The sequence below is a fragment of the Agaricicola taiwanensis genome (assembly GCF_014635245.1).
GTDB classification, from domain to species: Bacteria; Pseudomonadota; Alphaproteobacteria; order Rhizobiales; family Methylopilaceae; genus Agaricicola; species Agaricicola taiwanensis.
The window spans coordinates 38,929-61,815 of record NZ_BMCP01000001.1 but is presented as its reverse complement, the minus strand read 5'-3'; the positions used below and the strand labels follow the sequence as shown (position 1 = coordinate 61,815).

15 protein-coding genes are annotated in these 22,887 nt (G+C 62.7%); 11 read left to right on the top strand and 4 right to left on the bottom strand.

What is annotated here, in order from left to right; all coding sequences use genetic code 11:
* Position 1: 1 nt before the first annotated feature.
* A complete protein-coding gene (locus IEV58_RS00275; protein ID WP_188407682.1) occupies positions 2 to 781 on the top strand; it encodes a succinate dehydrogenase iron-sulfur subunit in 780 nt (259 codons plus the stop codon).
* Between the two features lie 99 nt (positions 782 to 880).
* Positions 881 to 1,051, top strand: a complete 171-nt coding sequence (locus IEV58_RS00270) for a hypothetical protein (protein WP_188407681.1) — start codon at positions 881 to 883, stop codon at positions 1,049 to 1,051.
* 71 nt (positions 1,052 to 1,122) lie between these two features.
* On the opposite strand, the gene IEV58_RS00265 is transcribed toward IEV58_RS00270, so the two are convergent.
* Entirely contained in the window at positions 1,123 to 1,920 is a 798-nt protein-coding gene (locus IEV58_RS00265) for a trypsin-like serine peptidase (protein ID WP_188407680.1), read from the bottom strand.
* Positions 1,921 to 2,363: 443 nt separating this feature from the next.
* Between IEV58_RS00265 and IEV58_RS00260 the strand changes: the two genes are divergently transcribed.
* Positions 2,364 to 3,299 carry a crotonase/enoyl-CoA hydratase family protein gene (locus IEV58_RS00260; protein ID WP_188407679.1) on the top strand — a complete coding sequence of 312 codons (936 nt, stop codon included), beginning with the start codon at positions 2,364 to 2,366 and terminating at the stop codon, positions 3,297 to 3,299.
* A gap of 5 nt (positions 3,300 to 3,304) precedes the next feature.
* Here IEV58_RS00260 and IEV58_RS00255 read toward each other — a convergent pair whose 3' ends face one another.
* Both IEV58_RS00255 and IEV58_RS00250 read right to left on the bottom strand, forming a co-directional pair.
* The gene (locus tag IEV58_RS00255) at positions 3,305 to 5,833 is read right to left on the bottom strand and encodes a hybrid sensor histidine kinase/response regulator (RefSeq protein WP_188407678.1); all 2,529 of its coding nucleotides are present in this window, start codon (positions 5,831 to 5,833) and stop codon (positions 3,305 to 3,307) included.
* A gap of 31 nt (positions 5,834 to 5,864) precedes the next feature.
* On the bottom strand, positions 5,865 to 8,012 hold the full coding sequence (locus tag IEV58_RS00250; RefSeq protein WP_188407677.1) for a GGDEF/EAL domain-containing response regulator: 2,148 nt from the start codon (positions 8,010 to 8,012) through the stop codon (positions 5,865 to 5,867).
* A gap of 390 nt (positions 8,013 to 8,402) precedes the next feature.
* Between IEV58_RS00250 and IEV58_RS00245 the strand changes: the two genes are divergently transcribed.
* The 7 genes from IEV58_RS00245 (at position 8,403) to IEV58_RS00215 (ending at position 18,931) form a co-directional block, all read left to right on the top strand.
* Positions 8,403 to 10,889 (top strand): mechanosensitive ion channel domain-containing protein, encoded by a 2,487-nt coding sequence (locus IEV58_RS00245; protein ID WP_188407676.1) that lies wholly within the window; start codon positions 8,403 to 8,405, stop codon positions 10,887 to 10,889.
* 4 nt (positions 10,890 to 10,893) lie between these two features.
* A complete protein-coding gene (locus IEV58_RS00240; protein ID WP_188407675.1) occupies positions 10,894 to 11,412 on the top strand; it encodes a CAP domain-containing protein in 519 nt (172 codons plus the stop codon).
* A 78-nt stretch (positions 11,413 to 11,490) separates the two neighbouring features.
* Entirely contained in the window at positions 11,491 to 12,756 is a 1,266-nt protein-coding gene (locus tag IEV58_RS00235) for a D-alanyl-D-alanine carboxypeptidase family protein (protein WP_229729084.1), read from the top strand.
* A 13-nt stretch (positions 12,757 to 12,769) separates the two neighbouring features.
* Positions 12,770 to 13,846, top strand: a complete 1,077-nt coding sequence (locus tag IEV58_RS00230; RefSeq protein ID WP_188407673.1) for a CobW family GTP-binding protein — start codon at positions 12,770 to 12,772, stop codon at positions 13,844 to 13,846.
* 107 nt (positions 13,847 to 13,953) lie between these two features.
* Positions 13,954 to 15,756, top strand: coding sequence for a long-chain-acyl-CoA synthetase (locus IEV58_RS00225; protein ID WP_188407672.1), 1,803 nt, complete (start codon positions 13,954 to 13,956; stop codon positions 15,754 to 15,756).
* Between the two features lie 2 nt (positions 15,757 to 15,758).
* Complete coding sequence (locus IEV58_RS00220; RefSeq protein WP_188407671.1) at positions 15,759 to 16,298, top strand: DUF924 family protein; 540 nt, start codon at positions 15,759 to 15,761, stop codon at positions 16,296 to 16,298.
* A 113-nt stretch (positions 16,299 to 16,411) separates the two neighbouring features.
* On the top strand, positions 16,412 to 18,931 hold the full coding sequence (locus IEV58_RS00215) for a GNAT family N-acetyltransferase (protein ID WP_188407670.1): 2,520 nt from the start codon (positions 16,412 to 16,414) through the stop codon (positions 18,929 to 18,931).
* A 5-nt stretch (positions 18,932 to 18,936) separates the two neighbouring features.
* Here IEV58_RS00215 and IEV58_RS00210 read toward each other — a convergent pair whose 3' ends face one another.
* Complete coding sequence (locus IEV58_RS00210) at positions 18,937 to 20,442, bottom strand: glycosyl transferase family protein (protein ID WP_229729083.1); 1,506 nt, start codon at positions 20,440 to 20,442, stop codon at positions 18,937 to 18,939.
* Between the two features lie 175 nt (positions 20,443 to 20,617).
* On the opposite strand from IEV58_RS00210, the gene IEV58_RS00205 reads away from it, so the two are divergent.
* Positions 20,618 to 22,807, top strand: a complete 2,190-nt coding sequence (locus IEV58_RS00205; RefSeq protein WP_229729082.1) for a TonB-dependent receptor domain-containing protein — start codon at positions 20,618 to 20,620, stop codon at positions 22,805 to 22,807.
* Positions 22,808 to 22,887 lie beyond the last annotated feature (80 nt).

The window sequence follows — 22,887 nt, the reverse complement described above, 5'->3', positions numbered from 1 at the left end:
CATGGTCCAGCTCACGCTTCCGAAGAATTCGCAGATCAAGCAAGGCAAGGTCTGGGAGAAGCCGCAAGGCGCCAAGAACCTCGCCGAGTACAAGATCTATCGCTACGATCCTGATACGGGCGAAAATCCGCGCGTTGACACCTTCTATGTGGACCGCGACGATTGCGGCCCCATGGTTCTCGACGGCCTGATCTGGATCAAGAACAAGGTCGACTCCACGCTGACCTTCCGCCGTTCGTGCCGTGAGGGCATCTGCGGGTCCTGCGCCATGAACATCGATGGCGCGAACACGCTGGCCTGCACCAAGGGCATGGACGACATCAAGGGCACGGTGAAGATCTACCCGCTGCCGCACATGCCCGTGGTCAAGGACCTGGTGCCTGATCTCACGCGTTTCTATGCACAGCACGCGTCAATCCAGCCGTACCTCAAGACCGTTACGGCGAAGCCGGAGAAGGAATGGCGCCAGAGCCGCGAGGACCGCGCCAAGCTCGATGGCCTTTACGAGTGCATCCTGTGCGCCTGCTGCTCCACCTCCTGCCCCAGCTACTGGTGGGTCGGCGATCGCTATCTCGGGCCTGCGGTCCTGCTGCAGGCCTATCGCTGGCTGATCGACAGCCGTGACGAGGCCACCGGCGAGCGTCTGGACGATCTGGAGGATCCTTTCCGTCTCTATCGCTGCCACACGATCCTCAATTGTGCGAAGACCTGTCCCAAGGGGCTCAACCCTGCCAAGGCCATTGCCGAGATCAAGAAGATGATGATCGAGCGGCAGCTCTGATCACACGGAAAAATCCGTTTCGAGGGCGCGGGATCAAACCGCGCCCTTTTGCGTTTCACATGGGCAATCCATTCACCACTGACAGTGGAGGGCCTTGAAATGCCAGATACCTTTGAAGATCGCCCCTGGACCATCGAACAGGTGCAACAGCTTAAAGAACTGGTTGCCGAGAAGGTTCCGGCGGAGGTGATCAGCATGAAGCTGAAACGGCCCCAGACATCGGTCCACGCCAAGGCCTCCGAGCTGGGCATGTCGCTCCAGCTTCACTGACAGGCGATCAAAAGGAATGGCCGCTTTCAGGGCGGCCATTTTTGCATGCGTCCTTCAGAAGGGTTCGGTTGTTAATCGAGCCGGCTGAGGCTCGCCGCAGCGATGCTGGTATGGGCGATCTGCGGTTCAGGCGCGACCGTCGCCTCGATGGCGGTCCGGAAAGCGCCCTCGATGGCCAACCCATAGTTCAGGTGGTTCGGGGCATAGGGGCCCGCAGCCTGGGGGTGGCTGCTGCGCCATCCCACATAGATCCCGATCATGCTTCCGGGCGCACCCGGAAGCATCAGAGCGCTGCCGGAGGCACCCTGACCGGTGGAGCAATCGATCGCGAGCTCGCGCGGTGCATTCGCGATCCTGCGCGCCGCCTGGCGGATGGCGCAGGCCTCGATGGCCTTCATGCCGTCGTGCACCCATCCTTCATGGCGATTGGCCACCAGGAAAATGCTGCCAGGGGTCGAGAGAGGGGCGATCTGATAGGGCGTGGCGCCCTGAACCGGCTGGCTGAGCCGCGCGACGGCCCAGTCCTTCACGCCAGGTTCGGCATAGGGATCGACGCTGCCCACGCGCAGGGATCCGGTGCGTATCTTGATTGCCTGAACCTTGGCGCCTTCGAGAATGGTGAAGACACAGTCTCCCGGATTGGCCCGCAGGCGGCCCCTGCGGTCATAGAAGGCGTGCGCCGCCGTGGTGATCACATCGGCGCGGATAGTCAATTGCGCGGTGGAATGGGTGGTGCCGCAGGTGACGATCCCGGTGGCTCCGAAGCGCTTTTCGGCCGAGGCCTGGCTTTCTCCCTGCTTGGCGGCGAAGTCCGCAAGGGTCAACCGACCATCGCCATCGATGGTGACGGCAGAAGCGCCACCAGCCATCCCCGCAAGAAACGCGCATAAACCCGCGCAAAGAAGCGCCCGTAGCCGCATGTTCACCCCGTTTATCGTTGGGTGAAGTCTCGCGGCATTGCTCGGCGGTCGTCAAGTCACACAAACGCGAAACTTAACAACGTTGAAGGGTGTTGCTTCGTTCCATCATTAAACGAAAGAATTAGGCAGGGCGGTGCAGGGGGCGGCGTGTTCATGAGCTGCGACCATAGCGGGTATTCAGAAAAAGCGTTTGCAAAGCGCCGACAGATTTCTGATTTCGATAATTTCCTGAGAATTGAGGGTTTGTAAGCTGCGAGCCTGTCTCAAATTGATAAGCTGCTGTTAACCAAAAGTTAAGCTTCCAGGACAGGGAAACAGCCGAAGGATGCATCGGGTTGTGTCCTCTGTTATAGTAACTAAAATCTTAACGCCGCACTTCTTATGAGACGCAGATGATCTCTTCTGTAACATCACATATGGCTGCTGTTCCCGGCATGGTTCCAAGCATTCCAGCAGCATCATCAAGTCTCAGGGGTGTCGAATACATCTCCTACGAGGCCATCGAGGTCAGTATCGAAGAGCCTCTTGGGATATTGTGGTTCTTCACCAAACCTGATGCACAACCGAGTTACACGCCTACGCTGCTGCACAGCCTCAACACGTTGCAAGCGGGCCTTGAAGATCTTCTCAAGCGGCGGGAAAATGCCGGTGATGCTTCGCTGCGTTATGTGGTGGGTGGTTCCCGCGTTCCCGGCGTCTTCAATCTCGGCGGCGATCTCAAGCTCATGACGCGTCTCGTGCGGGCGCAGGACAAACGCGCGCTTGAAACCTATGCCCGCGCCTGTATCGACGTGCTGTACAACAGCTTCCTCGATTTCAATCTGCCGGTCATCACGGTCGCTCTCGTGCAGGGTGACACGCTCGGCGGCGGCTTTGAATCGGCTTTGTCCTGCGACGTCATCGTGGCCGAGGAAGGGACGAAATTCGGCCTGCCCGAGGTTCTCTTCAATCTCTTCCCCGGCATGGGTGCCTACAGCTTCCTTGCACGACGGCTTGATGCAGGCCGTGCCGAGAAGATGATCCTGAGCGGCCGCCTCTATGACGCGGCCGAGCTCCATGAGATGGGCATCGTCGATGTCCTGGCCAAGGAAGGTGGCGGCGAGGATGCGGTGAGGGAATATGTCAGCCGCAACCGCCGTCGCTTCAATGCCGAACTGTCGGTCTACCAGACGCGGCGGCGTGTCAATCCTTTGGAATATCGGGAACTTTTGGACGTTACCCAAGTCTGGGTTGAAGCGGCATTGCGGCTCGGCGATCAGGATTTGCGGAAAATGGAGCGGCTGTTCAATGCCCAGGACAAGCGCATCGCCAAGCGGCCGCTCGAATAAACCGGTCAGTCGTTCTGATTTCCGCGCTTAAGCTCCGGCTCGTCGGCCACAGCCTGGCGAACCGCCTCGAACTCCGCCTCCAGCCGCGTCAGGATCTCATCGCCGTTGGCCTTGAGGTCGGGCAGGCTGATCTCGCGCCAGGCGAGGCACATTTCAAAGATGTGGCGGGCGCCCACATTGGCGGCGCTGCTGCGCAGAGCATGGGCCTGCTCGCGAAAGGCAATGATGTCTCCCGCCTTCTGCGCGGCTGTCAGATCAGCAAGCGTACCATGGGCATCCTCAAGAAATTGGTTCAGCACCTCGGCCACGAAGTCGGGACCGCCAAGAGCGTCGAGATCCTTCAACACCCGCTCATCAAGTGCATTGCGGGCGCTGGAGCGGAAGCGAGGATGGGTCGTGATCCTGGCGATGCTGGGCTGCTCTTCGGTCGGCGCGACAGGTGGGGCTTCCTTGCCGGCGAGGCGCGCGATCACGGACAGCAGGAGAGAGGGTTCGATGGGCTTGGTCAGGCAGTCGTCCATACCGGCTTCGGCACAACGGGCGGCCATTTCCGGCGTGGCGTCCGCCGTCAGTGCCACGATGGGTATCCGTGGGCGGCCTAGGGCGGTGAAGCGATAGAGCTTGGTGGCCTCTATGCCGTTCATGACCGGCATGTTCACATCGAGAAGAACGATGTCATAGGTGATCTCGGCCAAGGCATCGAGCACCTCCTCGCCGTTGTCGACCACGGCGACGGAATGTCCCGCGCGCTGCAGGATCTTGGCGATAACCTTCTGATTGGTCCGGTTGTCCTCGCCGATCAGAATGGACAGCGGCTCTGTGGTCGGGCCCGTATCGGCGTGCTCGGTTGCCGGCGTCCCGGAATAGCGGCTGGCAAAGCGCAGCGCCGACAAAAGTTCATGGCTGCTTGGGCGCGACGAGACGGCGCTGGCGAAGCGTTGCTCGGTCACCTGCCTCTGGATTATCTGCGGGTTGCTCCTGAGAAGGATGTGCCCCCGCGGCGACAGTGACGCCGACCTGGTCAACTCCTCCATGACCTGCTGATCCGCCGAGACGAGGTTCTCATCGATAAGCACGGAATAGCGGTCGGCATGATCCGCGCGCAGGGTGGCGAGTTCAGCCACGCTCTCGACCGTCGTCGGCTCGATGTCGAGCCGCTGAAGCTGGTCACACAGTCGCTGGCGCAACAGCGCATCCGATGTCAGGAGGATGACCCTTTGGCCGGTCGCAGCAAGATCGGAGGCGCGCGCGAAGTCGATCTCGAAGGGTATTTCGAACCAGAAGGTACTGCCGGCGCCCCGTGTGCTGGTGAGCCCGATGGTGCCACCCTGCAGTTCGACCAATTGCTTGCTGATGGTCAGGCCAAGGCCGGTGCCACCGTGGCTGTCTATGATGGTTTCGTCGGCTTGCGTAAAGCTCTCGAAAATGCGGGCTTGGGCGTGGGGCTCTATGCCGATGCCGGTATCCGTCACATCGAACCGCAGGAGGGCGCTGTCCGCTGTCTGCCGCACCGTCGTTACCGCGATGGTGACCGATCCCCTGTCGGTAAACTTCACGGCGTTGCCGGCCAGGTTGACCATGATCTCCTGGAGATGGCGGAGGTCGCCCCGCAGGGCGAAGGGCGTGTCGGGGGTTACGAAGACGTTGAGGTCTATGCCTTTGGCATGTGCCTGGGCGGTAACCATGGATCTCACGTCGTGCAGCACGCTGTGAAGATCGATATCGACCACGCTGCTGGGCATCTGCCCCGCTTCCAGGCGTGAGAAATCCAGCAGACTGTTGATCAAACTGAGCAGTGCGCTGGCCGAGACGCGGATCGTCGAGCTCATGTCGCGCTGTTCGGCGTTCAATGTCGTGCCATTCATCAACTCGCTCATGCCGATGATGGCATTCAGCGGCGTGCGCAGCTCATGACTGATGCTGGCGAGGAACTGGCTTTTCGCCTTGCTGGCCTCCTCGGCCTGACGCTTGGCCTCGTAGAGCTTGCGGATCAGCGTGGAGGCATAGAGCGGGATGACCACCAATGCCCCGAGCAGACCCATGGCGAGATGGGGATTGTTCTGCCAGTACGGTGTGGTCCCGATCACCGCGCCGAAGCCGGCCACCGCGATGCCGCCAGCGATGGCGAGGCTTTTGACACCAAAGCGGAAGCCGTTGCCGAGGATGACCCACAGGTAGAACGGATAGAGCAGAGACGTCAGCTCGCCGCCCGCATAAAGGCCATAGGAGATGATGGCGTGATCGCAGACCATGGCGATCACGCGCCTGAACTGCGAGACGTTGTTGCGAAGGCCGAGGTCGGCCAGAAGGCCGAGCGACGCCAGGAAGTAAAGCCCCAGGAACATCACGGGGCCGCCCATGATCTCGCCGGCGCTCTGGACCCCTAAGGCATGCGCGATCAGAAGATAGGCGAGAACAAGAACCGCGATGGCCAACCGGTTCAGGGCCATCTCGTGCTCGCGGTCCTGGCGCGCGGCAAAGTGCGCCTGAAACCGCTTTACGAGAGAAGATCTCCTGTTTGGTTGATCGGGCATCGGGCCTCGGCTCCAACAGTTCGGATGGCCATCAGGCCCTCAGCGACCGCGGATTTTGTTCCTCGACCCGCGCCAGCAGGTCTTCCAAGGGCATCGGCCGGCCGAAGTAGTAGCCCTGGAACTCATCACATCCTTCCGCCCGAAGTATGGCGGCTTGCTCGGCGGTTTCCACGCCTTCGGCGGTAATGCAGAGCTTGAGGCTGTGACCCAGGCTGATGATGGCCCGCACGATGGCCGCATCGCTGGGATTATTCTCCAGATTGCGGATGAAGCACTGGTCGATCTTGAGGCGATCGACCGGGAAATTCCTGATGTAGGAGAGCGAGGAATAACCGGTGCCGAAGTCGTCGATTGAGAAGGACACGCCGAGATCCTTCAGCTTCAGGAGATCGCGTGCCACGGCCTCCGTGTTCTGCATGAGGATGCTTTCGGTCAACTCCAGCTCAAGCTGCCGCGGATTGAGCTTGGTGTCATTGAGTATGTCGATCACCAGTTGGCAGACATCCTGCTTGCGGAACTGGACGGGCGAAAGGTTCACCGCTACGCGGAGCGGCGGCAGGCCGGAACGCGTAAATTCCGCCGCCCTGCCGCACGCTTCCCGCAGAACCCATTCGTTGATGGGTACGATCAGCCCGTTCTCCTCGGCCAGCGGCAGGAAGGTGGTGGGCGATATCATGCCGCTGCCGGGATGCTGCCAACGCAGCAGCGCTTCGGCTCCGATGATCTGACCGCTCGCGACGTCGATCTGGGGCTGGTAGTGCAGGACAAATTCATCGCGCTGCAACCCACGGCGCATGTCCGATTCCAGCACCATGCGATCCCGCGCCTGCACGTTCATGTCGGGAGCATAAAGGCGATAGGCGTTCCGGCCCGCCGCTTTCGCCTGATACATTGCGACATCGGCGTTTTTCATCAGGAGATCGACATCCGACCCATCGGAGGGATGGGTGGTGATGCCAAGGCTGGCACTGGTCGTGATCTCCTGCTCGTCTATGACGAAGGGCTCCGACAGGGCCGCCAGGATCCGCTCGGCAAGATCCGTTGCCTCTTGCGGACGCATGACGCGTGTCTGAAGGATGGCGAATTCGTCGCCACCGAGCCGTGCCACGGTATCGCTGTCACGTACGACGCCGCACAGGCGCTCCGCTACACTTTTCAGGAGGCGGTCGCCGATCTGGTGCCCCAGTGCATCGTTGATCGACTTGAAATGGTCAAGATCCAGAAGATGCAGCGCAAAGGGCCGGTCGCCACGCCGGGTGCGCGCCAGTTCGCGGCGCAGCCGGTCCTGCAGCAGCACCCGGTTGGGCAGATCGGTGAGGGTGTCGTGATGCGCCAGATGCAGCAGATGGCTCTCGGCACGCTTGCGATCGGTGATGTCGAGAGAGGTCGTCAGGACATTGATGATCCGACCCGCGCCGTCGCGCAACGGGGACTTTGTCGTGAGATAGAAATTGGTGTTGCCGGAGGCATCGACAATTTCCTCCTCGAAGCTGGTGATCGGTTTGCCGCTGCGGAACACCAATTGGTCGAGTGCCAGGCTGCGCTCGGCGCGTTCGGCGCCGATGATATCGCTCATCTGGCGATTGATGACGCTGTGGGAATCAAGGCCGTGCATGGCTGCCTTGTGCGCATTCATGAAAATGCAGCGGCCCTTGCGGTCCGTGGCGCTGATGAGGGCGGGAACGGTGTCGATGACCTGAGCGAGCTTCTCAGAGCTGTCGCGCAACGCGGCCTCGCGCGAGCGCTCGCTGTGCAGAAGCTCCAGTTCAAGGCTGGTCGCGCGGCTTTTGATGATGAGCTGCTGCTTTCGCAGCTTGAGAAGGTTGCGCGCTCGGGTCACGAATTCATGATGATCGACAGGGCTTTGCAGGAAGTCGGTGGCACCCGCTTCCAGAGCCTTGAGCCGGAAACTGCGCTCTTCATAGACGGTGATGACCACCACCGGCACATCGACACAGTCTGGCTTTTCACGGAAGCGGGCGGTGAAGGTCGCCCCATCCATGGTCGGCATCTTGTAATCGGTGATGACCAGGTCCGGCGTGTTGGTGTCGATCCAGGCGAGAGCTTCGATCGGATCACCGAAGGTTCTCACCACGGCGTTGGTTTCGATGGACGCGGCAAGCTGCGCAAAGATATTGCGGTTTGTGCTCCGGTCGTCGAGGATCACGATGAGCGACATACGCTTACACCATCCTTTGGTCGCCGAATGGCACATCGGCGATCTGTCTCAACCAAACTTGCAGGCTTCGCCGGATTATACAACCTCAGCGTTCCAGCACCCCCAGCTGATACGTTTATACGAGACTGCTTAATAAATGCCCCTCTGAATCAGCAACCTCCTCATTTTCACCGGAGTTGATGTCTTCCCGCTTCTCAATTGCATTGCTCGAAACTTCGGAGTTATTGCCTAAATTGCGAGCAATCGCCGCTTTAGACCATTTGCTTACCGAAGGTTGAGAAGGGCGACGGCTACCTACGGGAATCGGTAAACTCACTGCGCGCCTCGCCGCCGCCTCAATGTTCGCACAAGGCACACTCCATCTTGGTCAACCGCGCGTCCATGTCTCCGATGTTCCGATCCCGCCTGTTGGTTCTGGCTCTCCTGCTTCCGCTCGGCTTGGGCTGGGGCGTGCCCGTCTCAGCACAAGAGGCGCAGCAGCCCTCGCCGGCGATCAGCACGGTGGTGGCCGAGGCGAACACCGATCTTGACCGCGTCAAGGCCGCGCTCGACCCCATTGAGGCCAGCCTCTCCCGCGAGGACCTGTCCGAGACTGAATTGGCCGACATACGCGGGCGGGTCGAGCCGCTGCGCACGCAGCTGGAAGCGATCATCGTCCGGCTGCAACCTCAGATTGATAACATCAATCGGCGTCTGGCGGAACTGGGGCCGGCGCCGGCGGATGGCGCCACCGAGGGCGCAGAGGCGGTGGAAGAACGGACCGCGCAAAATGCCGATCTGCGCGCCGTCGACGAGGCGATGCGCCGCGCCCGTGTGCTGCTTCTCCAGGCGGCGGAAACATCCGAGACGGCTGCGGAACGACGGCGCGCCAAATTCACGACGGAACTCTTCGCCCGGCATTCCTCGCTGCTGAGCCCAGATCTCTGGCTTGCGACGGCGGAAGGCTTCAGCCGCGACATCACCAGTGCCTCGTTCATCATTCGCGATGTGGCGGCCCGCTTCCGGGACCGGATGACGCCGGTCAATGGCGCTATCCTGGGCTTCAGCCTGGTGTTCGCGCTGCTCCTCGGGGGTCCAGGCCGCAAATGGGCCAATGCCATGGGGCAGCGCTACGCGGTGCAGCAGGTGCCGCCGCATCGCCTGCGACGTTCCGCTCACGCGGTCTGGGTCCTGGTGGTGACGCTGATCGCACCGACCGTCGCCGCGCTCGCCGTGCTTTATGGTCTGCGGCTGGCGCAGATCCTGACACCACGACTGGAGCCATTGGTCGTCACCCTTGTGTTCGTGGTTGCCTTCACCGCCTTCGTGGATGGGCTCGCCAAGGGGATTCTGGCGCCGGAAAAAGCCTCCTGGCGGCTGCCCCAGATGTCGGACGATCTCGCCTCCGGCATCCGAATCCAGGCCGGCTTGGTCTCGATCGTCTATTCGCTGGGACTGATCATCTCGTCGCTGAACCTCGTGGTGATGACCAGGCCTGAAGCGACATTGGTCACCGACGGGCTTTTTGCACTTGCCAATGCCGTGACCTTCGCCATCGCCCTCAGGGTGTTGCGCGCGAACGACGAACCCGAGGGCGAGGAGCAGCCTGCCGGGCCGGAGGCCCATCCGATCCTCGGGTTGTTCCGCATTCTGGTGTGGATCGCAATCGCCGCCATTCTGGGTGCGCTGATCATCGGCTACATCGCCTTCGCCAAATTCCTGGCGCATCAGGTCATCTGGATCAGCATCATCGGAGCGCTGCTTTATCTGTTCTCCGCCCTGATCGACGATCTGTTCACCATCGGCTTTTCGAGCGGCGGCAGCATGTGCCGCTGGATTCACAGCACCGTCGGCCTGAAGCCGAGGTCGGTTGAACTGATCGGCACGCTGCTGTCGGGCTTCTTGCGGGTGCTGCTCTTTGCAATGGCCGCCCTGATCATCCTGGCGCCGTGGGGCATCGGCTCCTACGACGCCTTCGGCTGGCTTCGGGGCCTGACCTTCGGCTTTGCCGTCGGCGGCGTGCGCATTTCGCTATCGACTATCCTGTTTGCCGTCGTCATCCTGATCCTTGGCATTCTTGCAACGCGCGGGATACAGCGCTGGCTGGAGACGCAGGTCCTGCCCAAGACCCGGGTGGAGCCCAGCCTGCAAAATTCCATCAGTACCGGCATTGGTTATCTGGGTGTCATCCTCGCCGGCGTCTTCGCGCTCGGAACGGTGGGGCTCAACCTTCAGAACGTCGCGATCGTGGCCGGTGCCTTGTCCGTCGGTATCGGTCTTGGCCTGCAATCCATCGTCAACAACTTCGTGTCCGGCCTGATCCTCCTGGCGGAGCGGCCGGTCAAGGTCGGGGACTGGGTGGCGCTCGGCACCTCCGAAGGCAATATCCGCAAGATCAGCGTTCGTGCGACCGAAATCGAGCTCTTCGACCGCTCGACGCTCATTGTTCCGAATTCGGAACTGATGACCAAGGCCGTGGTCAACAAAACGCACGCCAATCCCCTTGGCCGCGTAAAGATCACTTTCAGCGTTCCCGCCGATTCCGATCTTGATCTGGTGCGTTCGGCGCTGCTGGAGAGTGCGAAGGCGCATTCGGAAGTGATGGGAGATCCTGCCCCCTCGGTGCTTCTGGACGCCATCGGTTCTGGCGCGTTCGACATGACGCTGCTGGCCTACGTGGCGACCCCGCGCCGCTCTGCGTCGGTCAAGAGCGATCTGCAGTTTGTCATCATCCGGCGCTTCAAGGAGGAAAAGATCGTTCTTCCCGTGGCCGCGCCTGACGAGAAGGCCGAAAGCATCAAAGAAGTGGCCCGCGCCATCGAACAATTATCCGCCCGCATCGAGACCATGTCGGCTCCGACAGGCAACACCAGACCAGCTTCACCAAAGGAGAGTTGAGTTCATGCGTATCTCCCCCATCGCAGCCGTCGTCGCGGCCCTTGTCCTTTCCGCCTGCGCCAAATCTTATGATCCACCCCAGCAACCAGCCTTTATGCGCAGCCTGGTGCCTGCCGGCAGCCAGGTGGATGCCGATGCCGCGGCCGATATGTTCTCTCAATACCGTATGGCCAATGGGCGCGGCCCGCTGGTGGTCGACCCCGTTCTCCAGACCATTGCCCTGGAGCAGGCACGGGCCATGGCGTCAGAACAGAAGGTCGGGCATAATGTCGGCATCGGTACGCTGGACAAGCGTGCGGCGCGGGCGGGTTATGATTACGATAACATCGCCGAGAATGTTGCAGGCGGTTACCACTCGCTGGGCGAAGCTTTTTCCGGCTGGCGCGATTCGAGTGGTCATCGCAAGAACATGCTGATGCCTGAGGCGACGCGAATGGGAATCGCGGTCGCGCAGGCGCCGGGGTCGAAATATAAGGTGTTCTGGGCCATGGTTGTGGCAAAGCCACATTCGCCTGGGCGTTGATAACGGGGAAGAGCACTGGCGCTAGGGGTTCCAAAACGGTATCACGACAAGATGCAGCGGCTCCTGGGGATCATCGCGATGCTTTGGCTCGCGCTCGCGACGGTGACACCGTCGTGGGCGGTCGACGGACGGCCATCCATCGTCATCGACGCCGCGACAGGAAGCGTGCTTCACGCCGAAGAGGCCAGCCGCTCCTGGTACCCGGCCTCGCTGACCAAGCTGATGACCGCTTATGTGGTCTTTGATGCGATCCGCACCGGCGAGCTCACCCTCGACACGCCGCTGACCTATTCCGCCAACGCCGCCGCCACCCCGCCGTCCAAGATGGGCTTCAAGCCCGGAACCGTGGTCACGGTGGACAATGCGCTCAAGATGCTGATCGTCCGGTCCGCCAACGACGTCGCCGTGATGATCGCGGAAAACCTCGGCGGTGCGTTGGGCGTGGATGGTTTCGTGCGGCGGATGAACGCCATGGCGGCCCGGCTCGGTATGACGGGCTCCCGCTTCATCAACCCGCACGGTCTTCCCGGCGAGGGCCAGGTGACGACGGCCCGCGATATGGCCCTGCTGGCACAGGCAATCTATCGCGATTTCCCGGACAATACGGCCTACTTCAAGATCGGCGCGCTCAAGTTCGGCAAGCGCACCTTGCGCGCGTACAACATCCTGCTGGCGCGTTACGACGGCGCCGACGGCATGAAGACCGGTTTCATCTGTTCGGCCGGCTTCAACCTCGTTGCCAGTGCCACGCGCGGCGGGCAGCGGCTGATCGTGGTGGTGCTGGGATCCACCTCCGGCCTCGCTCGGGCCGAAACGGCAGCCCGGCTGATGGAAGAGAGTTTTACCGGCGCGCCGGTCTTCGCGGGTGGCGCGCGCGTCACCCAAATCGGCTCGCGGCTTGGGGAGCCAGTTGATCTGCGGCCGGAGATCTGCGGCCCCCGGCGGGTTGCAAAGGCGACGCCGAGCGAAAGCGACGGTCTCGACGGTGAGGGCGACAAGGGGGAAGTCCAGTCCGTGCTGGCGGAAAAACCCGCGCCCATCGAGCCGGTGACGGTTTTCATCGGACCCAACCCCGACCGCAAGGACGAGGCTCCGATCGCGCTCGCATTGAACCCGCTCAATCCTGTTCCGCTGCCGAGCCCCTTCAACGAAGGAGGGCCAGCGATCGACACCCTCGATCCCGCCAAGATCGTGCAGGAGGTGCGCCGTGCCGTGGCCGGCAATCCGATCCCTCGCGACCCATTCGCGCGGCGGCCGAACCTGGCGGCCAGTTCGAAGGCCACCACACCGCCGAGCCCGGCTGACAGACCAACGCCTTCCTTGCAGCCGCAGGCGCCGCGCTAGCAGGCTGGACGGCATGTCAGCACCCCAGGCACCCGCCCGGCCAACCCCCATACCGATCACGGTGCTCACCGGCTTCCTGGGCGCGGGGAAGACGACCCTGCTCAACGCGCTGCTCCGCCATAGCGAGCTTGCGGACACGGTGGTCCTCATCAACGAGTTCGGTGAGATCGCACTGGATCATCTTCTGGTGGAGCCGGTGGCAGGTGAGGTCTTCGCGCTGCCCGGCGGCTGCCTCTGCTGCGTCGTCAACGACGATCTTCTGGCAACATTGGAGGATCTCATCCGCCGACGTGACAATGGCCGCATTACGCCGTTCCGCCGGATGGTGATCGAAACGACGGGCATGGCGGATCCGGTGCCGATACTGCAGGCGGCGGCCCGCCACCCTTACCTTAGCCTGCGCTATGCGGTTGATGGCGTGGTGGCGGTGATCGCCGCTCCCGGCGCGGAGGCGGTGCTCGATATGCAGGAGGAGGCGCGCCGGCAGGTGCTCTTCGCCGACCGCGTGGTGTTGTCCAAGACATCAGGCGCCTCCGGAGGGGTCATCGACAAAGCTCGACGCGCCGTCGAGAAGATCAATCCCGGCGTTCGAATGCTGGATATGGACCGGGGAGAAGCGGCGCCGGGCGAAATCTTCGATCTTGCGCCGCTGGGGCCTGCCGGTGAGGCGCGCGTAGCACGCTGGCTGCAGGCTTCCATCAATGATCAGCATGTGGGAAATGTCCAAAGCACGGTGCTGTGGCGGGATCAGCCCCTGCCGCCGGGCGCACTTCCGCTCTTCACCGAACTTCTCTCCTCGACCTACGGATCGCAGATCCTTCGCCTGAAGGGCCTTCTCGCGCTCAGTGATGATCCGTCGCGACCCGTGGTGGTCCATGGTGTGCAGCACGTCTTTGAGGCACCGCGGCGCCTGGAGGCATGGCCGGACGATGACCATCGCTCCCGTCTCGTCGTCATCGCCCGCGACCTTCATCCCGCTCTCCTGGCGCGGATCTATGACGCGCTCGCGGGGATCGCGGTGGACGTGCCTGACGCCGCGGCGCTGACCGACAGCCCGCTTTCGCCAAAAAGAGGAGGACTTCTGGGCTAACAGGCGCACGGGATATCTTGCGTCCGGGCTCCGAGCCCGCTTCACTAGGCGCAAGAACGAGAACAATGGCGCGGGCATGTCTCCGCGTGCGTGAGGAGGAATGGCGAATGGGTTTTTTCACCCGGCTGAGGAACGAATGGCTCGGCCTGCGCGGCTCGTTACGCACCCTTCGTCTCATCACACCTATTGCGAAAAATCCCACCCGCGTTTTTCCCTACGTCTTCGAAGAGATCGCGCAGCGGAACGGTGACCGTGAAGCGCTGATCTCGGAACGTGAACGCTTCACCTATCGACAGCTCGACGAGCGCGCCAACCGCTATGCGCGATGGGCGCGGGCCCAGGGGGTCGGCAAGGGCGACGTGGTCGCGCTCCTGATGCTGAACCGGCCGGAATATGTTGCGATCTGGCTTGGCATCACCCGCGCCGGCGGTGCGGTCGCTCTTCTCAACACCAATCTTTCCGGCGCCTCCCTTGCCCATTGCATCAACATCGTGACGCCGAAGGCTGTTATCGCAGGCCAGGAACTCGCCGGTGTGCTCGGAACGGCGCGCCCCATGCTGACCAACGGTCCAGCCGTATGGATGTTCGGAGACGCCGACGGCAGCGACCCGCGCCTGGACACATTGATCGAGGAGTTCAGCGCCGAGTCCATACCAGCCGGCGAGCGGCCGCCGATCACCATCGAGGATAAGGCCCTTTTCATCTATACGAGCGGCACCACCGGCATGCCGAAAGCCGCCAACATCAATCACTACCGGCTGATGGCCATGACCCACGGCTACTGCGGCGTCATGAACGTCAAGCCGGACGACCGGATGTACGATTGCCTGCCGATGTATCATTCCAATGGCGGCGTGCTCGCGGTGGGAGCCCCGCTGGTCGGGGGTGCCACCGTGGTCATCCGCGAGAAATTCTCGGCGCGCGACTTCTGGGACGACGTGGTACGCTGGGATTGCACCCTCGTGTTCTATATCGGCGAACTCTGCCGCTATCTCGTCAATACGCCGGTCAGTCCATCTGAAGCCAAGCATCGGGTGCGCGCCTTCTGCGGCAACGGCCTCAGGCCCGATATCTGGGCCGAATTCAAGACCCGCTTCCGCATTCCTGAAATCCTGGAGTGGTATGCCGCCACCGAGGGCAATGTCGCGATCCTGAATTTCGATGGCACCGAAGGGGCTGTCGGACGTATCGCGAAGTGGGCGGAGCGGCGCTTCGTGGTCAAGATCGTGCGCTTCGATGTGGAGACGGAACAGCCGGTGCGCGGCCCCGACGGCCGCTGCATCGAGTGCGAGCCCGGTGAAGTGGGCGAGGTGGTGGGGCAGATCGTCAATGATCCGAACAAACCCGCCAACCGCTTTGAAGGCTATGCCGACAGGGCTGCCACGGAGAAGAAAATCCTGCGGGATGCCTTCGCGCCGGGTGACGCCTGGTTCCGCACCGGCGATCTGATGAAGAAGGATGAGTACGGCTACTTTTTCTTCGTCGACCGGATCGGCGACACCTTCCGCTGGAAGGGCGAGAATGTCTCCACGTCCGAGGTGGCTGAAGCGATCAACACCTTCCCCGGCATCAAGGAAACCAACGTCTATGGCGTCAACCTGAAGGGCCGGGACGGGAGGGCCGGGATGGCCGCCGTCGTGACGGACGGCCAGCCGCTGGATCTCATCGGCCTGCGCGAGCATATGGAGCAGCACCTGCCGGATTACGCCCGACCGCTGTTTCTGCGGATCCAGCCGGAAATCGAAGTGACCGGCACCTTCAAGCAAAAGAAGGTTGAACTGGTGAAAGAGGGCTTCGATCCGGCCGTCGTCCCCGACGCCATCTGGTTCAACAGCCCGGAGACCAAACGGTTCGAGCGGCTGGACGACGAGATGTATCGGCGCATCCAAGACTGCGAGATCCGTCTGTGACGATGTTCGATCCACGCGCCGTGGTCGCCTTCTGGCGAGCGGCGGGACCAAGCCGCTGGTTTCTCTCCGACCCGTTGTTCGACATGCTGGTGCGATGGCGGCTGGGGCCGGTGCATCAGGCCGCGGCTCGCGGCGAGCTTCAGGATTGGCTGCGTGGCCCGATAGAAGCTCTTGCGCTGACCATCGTGCTCGACCAGGTGCCGCGCAATATCTATCGGGGCACCCCGCGCGCCTTCGCCACCGATGGTCTGGCACGCCATGCGTCGGATGTCGTCCGCGCCATGGGATGGGACAGGCGTGTGCCACGCGCGCTTCGCGCCTTCTTCTATCTTCCCCTGGAGCATTCGGAAGATCTGGCCGACCAGGAGCTTTGCTGTGCGCTGTTCCAGGCCATGAAGGATGCCGACGGCCTGCGGTGGGCGGAGATCCATCGCGACATCATTGCCCGTTTCGGGCGGTTCCCGCATCGAAACGAGATCCTTGGCCGAACGACGACGGCCGAGGAGGCACGCTTCCTGGCTGAGGGCGGCTTCAGGGGATGATGCGTCCGGCCGTGCGTTTTTTGTCGGGTGGGCGGGTTTAGCCCCAACGGTTCCTTAAGCGCGCCGCAATAAACCTATTTATCCGGACCTTCCGATTTGAAGCAGCGCGATTCATGGCCGACACACCACAAGCAGGACAGGCGGAGGCGCCTCCGCAAGGCTGGCGCGCACGCACGGCCTCCTGGCGTGCCGACCGCAGCGACCGCGCCGTCGCGCAACGCGCGGCCGGCAGCGCCTTTCTGATCCGCATCTTCAACGCCGGCCTCGGCTTCATCACCCAAATCCTGTTCGCTCGCTGGATGGGTGAATATGAGTACGGCATCTATGCCTATGCCTGGGTCTGGGTGCTGCTCCTCGGCGGTCTTTCAACGCTGGGCATCGCCTCGACCACGCAGCGTTTCGTCCCGGAATATACCGAACGCAATGATGCCAGCGGCCTGCGGGGCTTCCTGCTCGGCGCACCCCTCTTGGTCATCACACTGGCCTCGGCGATCACTCTGATCGGTTGTCTGTTGCTGTGGCTGTTCGGTTCACCCAGCGGTCAGATCCCGGTTCTTCTGCTGGCCGCGGCTCTGTTGTGCCTGCCGGCCTATGCCTTGTCCGATGTGCAGGACGCGATCGCCCGCTCCTATAACTGGATCAATCTGGCGCTGATGCCGGTCTATGTGTTCCGGCCGGTCCTCATTCTCGTGCTGGTGGCGGGCATGATGGTCTTCAGCCTCCCGTCCAGTGCGGCCTGGGTCGTGGCGGCCAGTGCGGTTGCCGTGGTCGTCTGTTCCTTCGGGCAGATGGCGGCGCTTCTCGTGCGGCTCAAGGACCGCCTCTCGGGCACACGGCGCTACGAGCCCCGCCGCTGGTTGAAGGTGGCGCTGCCGGTTTTCATGATCGACGGCTTCTACCTCTCGCTCACCTACACCGATGTCCTGATCCTGGAGAGATTCGCCTCGCCGGAGGACGTCGCCGTCTATTACGCCGCCACCAAGATCATGGGGCTTGGAGCGTTGATCTATTTCGCCGTCTCGGCGGCGACAGCCCATCGATTCACCGAATATGCCGCCGCCGGCGAAACCGAGCGGCTGAACAGTTTTATTCGCGACGCCGTGCGCTGGACATTCTGGCCGTCAGTTGTGGTTGTGCTCGGACTGGTGGTGACCGGAAAGCCGTTCCTGTGGCTGTTCGGCGAGGCCTTCACCGCAGGCTATATCCTGCTGCCGATCCTCGGTATCGGCGTCATCGCCCGGGCCTCGGTCGGCCCCTGCGAGCGGCTGCTCTCGATGCTGGGCGAGCAAAATCGCGCGGCCGCCATCTATGGCGGAGTTTTCGCATTCAACCTCCTGCTCAACATCGTACTGGTGCCGAAGTTCGGCATGATCGGATCGGCCACGGCGACCTCGCTGGCGCTGATGCTGGAATCGGGGCTGCTGTTCTGGCTGGCCAAACGCCGCCTGGGCCTCCATTCCTTCGTGTTCGCCGGCCGTCGGCCGCCGATCGAGGTTGCTCCCGCCGCGCAGGACCTGAGGCTGGAGGAATGCGACGTGCGTCAGGTCGAGGCGCATCTGGAAGCCTGGCGCGACCTTGCGGTGCGGGCGGTTGAGCCCAACGGCTTCTATGATCCTGACTTTGCACTTGCAGCGGCCCGCCATCTTACCGGCAGCGACAAGGTGCGCTTCCTCCTGGTGTGGAACGGCCCCCAGTTGGAGGCGCTGGTGCCGGTCAAGGCGCTGACGCGGCGCTACATCATCCCCTTTCCGCTGACCTCGGTCTGGCCCGCCTATGCGCCGCTTTCCACGCCGCTGCTCGACCGGGACCGCGGCGCGGAGGCCTTTCGTCTGGCGCTCGATCACATGGCGGCATCAGGCGCGCGGGCCTGCCTGATCCCGCGCCTGTCGGATGCCGGTGCCGCCGCCGTACAGATGACTGCCGCGCTCACCGCCAGCGGACGCCGCGTCTATCGTCTCGACCCGCATGCCAGGGCTCTTCTCAGTGTCGGCGGCGATCCGGTCGCTCGCATCAAGGATCTGGTGACCGCCAAGAAAGCCAAGGAACTTGCGCGGTTGCGCCGCCGGCTGGCCGATCTTGGAACGATCTCCATCGACACCGCCTCCGACCGGACAGGGGTCATGGACGCGCTCGAGCGCTTTCTCACTCTTGAGGCGGCCGGCTGGAAGGGACGGCGGGGCACCGCTCTTGCCAATGACCCTGGGCGGCTGGCGTTCGTGCGGGAAGCCTTTGCCGGCCTGGCGCTGAGGGGGCGGGCCGAGGTCGTGCTGATGCGTGCGGGCGACCGCGATGTCGCCGCTGGCCTGGTCCTTCGGCAGAGCGGCCGCGCGTTCTACTTCAAGACGGCCTATGATGAAGAGGCGGCACGCTATTCACCGGGGGTCCTGCTGTCCCTGGCGCTGACCGGCATCTTCCTGGCCGATCCCCGGCTCGTCGATGTCGACTCGGTGGCCGACGCCGACCACCCCATGATCGACCACCTGTGGCGTGACCGGCTGCCCATCGCCGACTGGCTGGTGGAGTTGAGACCGGCCGATCCGGCGTTCGATGTGGCGCGTGGACTGGAACTCGGCTGGCGCGCCGCCCGCCGCGCAGTGCTTCGTCTGCGCAAGAGCGGAAAGGCGTCTAGCTGAGCAACTCAGCCGGCGTTCCGCTGTCGCCAAAGGGCTTTGGCCTCAGCACGGGTTTCCGCGTAGCTCATTTCATCCCGCTTGAGCGCCAAAAGAGCTGCCGCCGCGGTCGACACGATAACCTCTTCAGCACGATCGTCACGGGCGCGGCCCGCCCAGACGGCATCCCAATATTCCAGCCGGGTGAGATCGATCGGGGGTTCGGCGCGCGGCTCGGGCGTGGACGGCACGATCAGCTTGCGCGGGAGGCGGTCAACCAGCCTGAAGATGGTGGTGGAGCGGAAGGGGGTTGCCTGCGCGACGTCACGGCTGTTTCCGAGGGCGGCGAGGTTCGGCCATTGCAGCATCGCGGCAGCGTCGCGGTGAAGCTCCCGGTAGGACGCGCGGGAAACGCCAAGAAGACTGGTGTTTGCGCCCAGTGGGTTCAACATGGCCACGAGAACGTTGAGCGGTGAACGCATTTCGAACAGGCCGTAAAGCGACATGAGCCCGTGCAATTGGGTGGAGAGGGAATCGAGCTGGATCACTGCGATGTGATCCTTCTTCAGCTGCGCGGATGCTTCCCCGGCGGACAGGCACCGGCCGATCCCGGCCATGCGGGCGGCAGCTTCCAGATGATTGCCGCTCTTCTTCTGGGTGTGGATCAGTATCCGATGCCCGGCCTTGGCAACCAGCCTTGCCGCATGAAGAAACCAGGGGGCTTCCCGGCTCTTGGGTGAGATATAGGCCGGCCAATCAAGATCGGCATGCGCCGCCGACAGCCCGGGCGCGCCGCAATGGCGGCGGCTGGCGCGAACAAGTCCCGCAAGTTCGGCGGCAGTCAGGCCGCGGTATTGCATGACGACCAGGAACGCGCCGATCTGGATGGGATCGGCATCGCCGGCCAGGATCACTGAAAAGGCCTCATCGGCTTCATCCAATGTCAGAGGCCTGGAGCCACTTGTTCCGGCGCCGGTGAGGGCAATATATTTAGCCAGCTTCATTTGTGGCGGGGCGGCTTCTCCGATGCTGGCCAGCTTGCGTGCCATGGCGCCGGGGTCCGGCGCGCCTTCCAGGATGAAGGCTGGCCGCATGGAAAGCGGCACGGCCTGTATGGGCGTGGCAGGGGCGGGCCCCACGGTGGGGCGAGCGGGCGCGGAGCCGGGGCCAGGGCCGGGGCTGTCACCCGCCCTGGCGTCCAGAAGGGTGTCCGACTCCGCGGCGATGGCCCGCAGCCGCTGCCGCAGGCTCTCCGCCAATGGCGTGGGGATCAGCCGCCGGCCGGATCGTATGACGATCGGGTCCTGATAGATCTCGCGGATCTGGGCCAGGAGACGGCTCATGGCAGGAGACGAGATGTTTAGCCGCTCAGCGGCCTTGGCAACGCTTTTTTCCACCAGCAGGGCGTCAAACGCCAGGATCAGCCGCAGTCGCGCCAGACGGCTCGTCGGCAGCCCGGCGGCATCCTCGTCGCGAGTCTTCTTGTCCTGCGGCATCGGAACGCTCAGGGCGCCCGGCATGGTGTTGCTCGTCATCAGTCTTGTTCGATCAAAATGGCTCCTCTGTTCTTAAGATCATCAGAGCATCCACGTCCAGTTTTCATTCCACTTTTCTGAATATGGAATGACTCTAAGATAGCGAGGTTGACCGAAGGAAGCAGGAAAAATACTAGCCCCTCTATTCTATATAAAAGCTTGGGGTGGCGTATCAATGATCGTTTCGGGCGAACAGGTCACGGCGCGTAATACAATAAAGTCTTTGTCGGAATCGGCCGCGCGCGCCGGTATGCAGGACGGGCGGCGCAGAAACCGGGATCTTCACGGGCTGATGATCGGCGCGAGTGTGATTGCATACAGCGTCTTTGGCTTCGGTGGTGCTTTCGCACAGGAGACCGCAGCGGAGGCGACGGGTGAAGATGTCGTTCTTCCCGACATCGTCGTTACCGCCGCCGGTTTTGAGCAAAATGTCGTCGATGCGCCGGCCAGCATCACGGTCATCAGCCGCGAGGATCTGGCCAAAGGCTCCTTCCGCGACCTCACCGACGCGCTCCGGGAAGCCCATGGCGTTACGGTGACAGGTATCGCCAACGAAAAAGATATCTACATCCGCGGTCTTCCGGGGACCTACACGCTCCTCCTCGTCGACGGAAGGCGCCAGAACACCCGCGACGCCCGCCCCAACGGCAGCTCCGGCTACGAGCAGAGCTTCATTCCGCCGCTGTCGGCGATCGAGCGCATCGAAATCGTCCGTGGCCCGATGTCGTCGCTTTATGGCTCGGACGCCATGGGCGGCGTCATCAACATCATCACGCGGAAGGTGAGCGATCGCTGGGGCGGCGAGGTGACGGTGGAGGGCACCGCGCAGCAGCACCGGGACTTCGGCAACTCCGGCCAGACCTCCTTCTATCTGAACGGCCCCATCGCCTCCAACATCCTCGGCATGCAGGTCTGGGGGCGCGGTTATCTGCGCGAGGAAGACGATTTCATCGACGGCTTCACGGAAGCCAAGGAAGGCGATCTCGGCGGGCGGCTGACCCTTACGCCCAACGAAAACCACGACATCATGCTCATGGGCGGGGCCTCGCGCGTGCGCAGGCTGTCGAGCCCCGGGCGTACGCTGGAATTGGATGGGGACGAGACCTATGGCGACTATGATCGCTTCAACTGGTCGGCAACCCATATCGGCCGCTGGGGACCGACAACCTCCGAGTTCTCCTTCTCGCAGGAATGGGGTGAGCGCACGCGCCAGACGCGTGACGCCGCGACGGGAACCTTCATAGAGAACCCGCGCTCGCCACTGATCCGCAATTCGGTGCTGGACGGCAAGTTCACCACGCCCTTCGATTTCTTCGGCAGCCACACGCTGGTGACCGGCGGCCAATATTTCAACGCCATGCTGACCGATCAGAACCCCGGCCGCCGCACCGGCCAGGACGAGGAGTTCGAGGCCAATCAATGGGCGCTGTTCGCCGAAGATGAATGGCGCCTGACGGACACTTTTGCACTCACCGGCGGTCTGCGAATGGACTCGCACGAAGCCTATGGCGAACACTTCAGCCCGAGGCTCTATGGTGTCTGGCACACGCCGCTCTCAGGTCTGACGCTCAAGGGCGGCGTCTCGACGGGCTTCCGCGCGCCCGAAATCCGCCAGACAGCCGACGGCTACGCCCTGACCACGGGCGGCGGCGGATGCACCTATGGTCCGGCCGGCACCTGCGGCGTGATCATCGGCGATCCCAACCTCAAGCCGGAAGAGAGCCGCAGCTATGAGATCAGCGCACTGTGGGACAATTATTCCGGCCTCAGCTTCGGCGCGACCTACTTCTACACCGACTTCAAGGACAAGATCGCCAACGCCCGCGTCTATGACGCCAGCGGCGCGCCGGTTCGCTGGTCGGAAGATCCCAACTACCTGCTCTGGTATCACTACAATATCGATGATGCGATCATCCAGGGCGTGGAGCTGACCGCGACCTGGAAGGCGACCGAGGCGCTGTCGTTCCGTGGCAGCTACACCTATACCGATTCCGAGCAGCAGACCGGCGACTTCAAAGGCTTCCCGCTGGCGCGCACGCCGGAGCACGCGGCAAACCTGCGCGTCGACTGGATCACGCCGATCGAAGGGCTCGCCACCTGGGCGGTTGCCACCTATCACGGTGAGGAGATCGCGGCGGGCGCACGCATCGGCACCAATGGAACGCCGGTTCTGATCAACGGTGCACCTGGCCGCAAGTATGATGCCTACACCATGGTCGATGCGGGCGTGATCTATTCCATGTCAGACAATCTCGACTTGAAGGCGGCCGTCTACAACATCCTGGACAAGGAAGTGGAGGCGACCGATTTCAACACCACGCTGGAGGGCCGCCGTTACTGGCTTGGGCTGACCGCGAAGTTCTGATCCTGGGTGCCGGCGCGGAGCTCTTCCGCGCCGGCACCCAGGCCGAACCTTCCAGCTTGCGCCTACTTGTAATAGGAACA

What these genes read in the sequence shown, in the direction of transcription:
- IEV58_RS00275 (WP_188407682.1), top strand. Translation starts at nt 2, where the DNA reads ATGGTCCAGCTCACGCTTCCGAAGAATTCGCAGATCAAGCAAGGCAAG.
- IEV58_RS00270 (WP_188407681.1), top strand. Translation starts at nt 881, where the DNA reads ATGCCAGATACCTTTGAAGATCGCCCCTGGACCATCGAACAGGTGCAA.
- IEV58_RS00265 (WP_188407680.1), bottom strand. Translation starts at nt 1,920, where the DNA reads ATGGCTGGTGGCGCTTCTGCCGTCACCATCGATGGCGATGGTCGGTTG.
- IEV58_RS00260 (WP_188407679.1), top strand. Translation starts at nt 2,364, where the DNA reads ATGATCTCTTCTGTAACATCACATATGGCTGCTGTTCCCGGCATGGTT.
- IEV58_RS00255 (WP_188407678.1), bottom strand. Translation starts at nt 5,833, where the DNA reads ATGCCCGATCAACCAAACAGGAGATCTTCTCTCGTAAAGCGGTTTCAG.
- IEV58_RS00250 (WP_188407677.1), bottom strand. Translation starts at nt 8,012, where the DNA reads ATGTCGCTCATCGTGATCCTCGACGACCGGAGCACAAACCGCAATATC.
- IEV58_RS00245 (WP_188407676.1), top strand. Translation starts at nt 8,403, where the DNA reads ATGTTCCGATCCCGCCTGTTGGTTCTGGCTCTCCTGCTTCCGCTCGGC.
- IEV58_RS00240 (WP_188407675.1), top strand. Translation starts at nt 10,894, where the DNA reads ATGCGTATCTCCCCCATCGCAGCCGTCGTCGCGGCCCTTGTCCTTTCC.
- IEV58_RS00235 (WP_229729084.1), top strand. Translation starts at nt 11,491, where the DNA reads ATGCTTTGGCTCGCGCTCGCGACGGTGACACCGTCGTGGGCGGTCGAC.
- IEV58_RS00230 (WP_188407673.1), top strand. Translation starts at nt 12,770, where the DNA reads ATGTCAGCACCCCAGGCACCCGCCCGGCCAACCCCCATACCGATCACG.
- IEV58_RS00225 (WP_188407672.1), top strand. Translation starts at nt 13,954, where the DNA reads ATGGGTTTTTTCACCCGGCTGAGGAACGAATGGCTCGGCCTGCGCGGC.
- IEV58_RS00220 (WP_188407671.1), top strand. Translation starts at nt 15,759, where the DNA reads ATGTTCGATCCACGCGCCGTGGTCGCCTTCTGGCGAGCGGCGGGACCA.
- IEV58_RS00215 (WP_188407670.1), top strand. Translation starts at nt 16,412, where the DNA reads ATGGCCGACACACCACAAGCAGGACAGGCGGAGGCGCCTCCGCAAGGC.
- IEV58_RS00210 (WP_229729083.1), bottom strand. Translation starts at nt 20,442, where the DNA reads ATGACGAGCAACACCATGCCGGGCGCCCTGAGCGTTCCGATGCCGCAG.
- IEV58_RS00205 (WP_229729082.1), top strand. Translation starts at nt 20,618, where the DNA reads ATGATCGTTTCGGGCGAACAGGTCACGGCGCGTAATACAATAAAGTCT.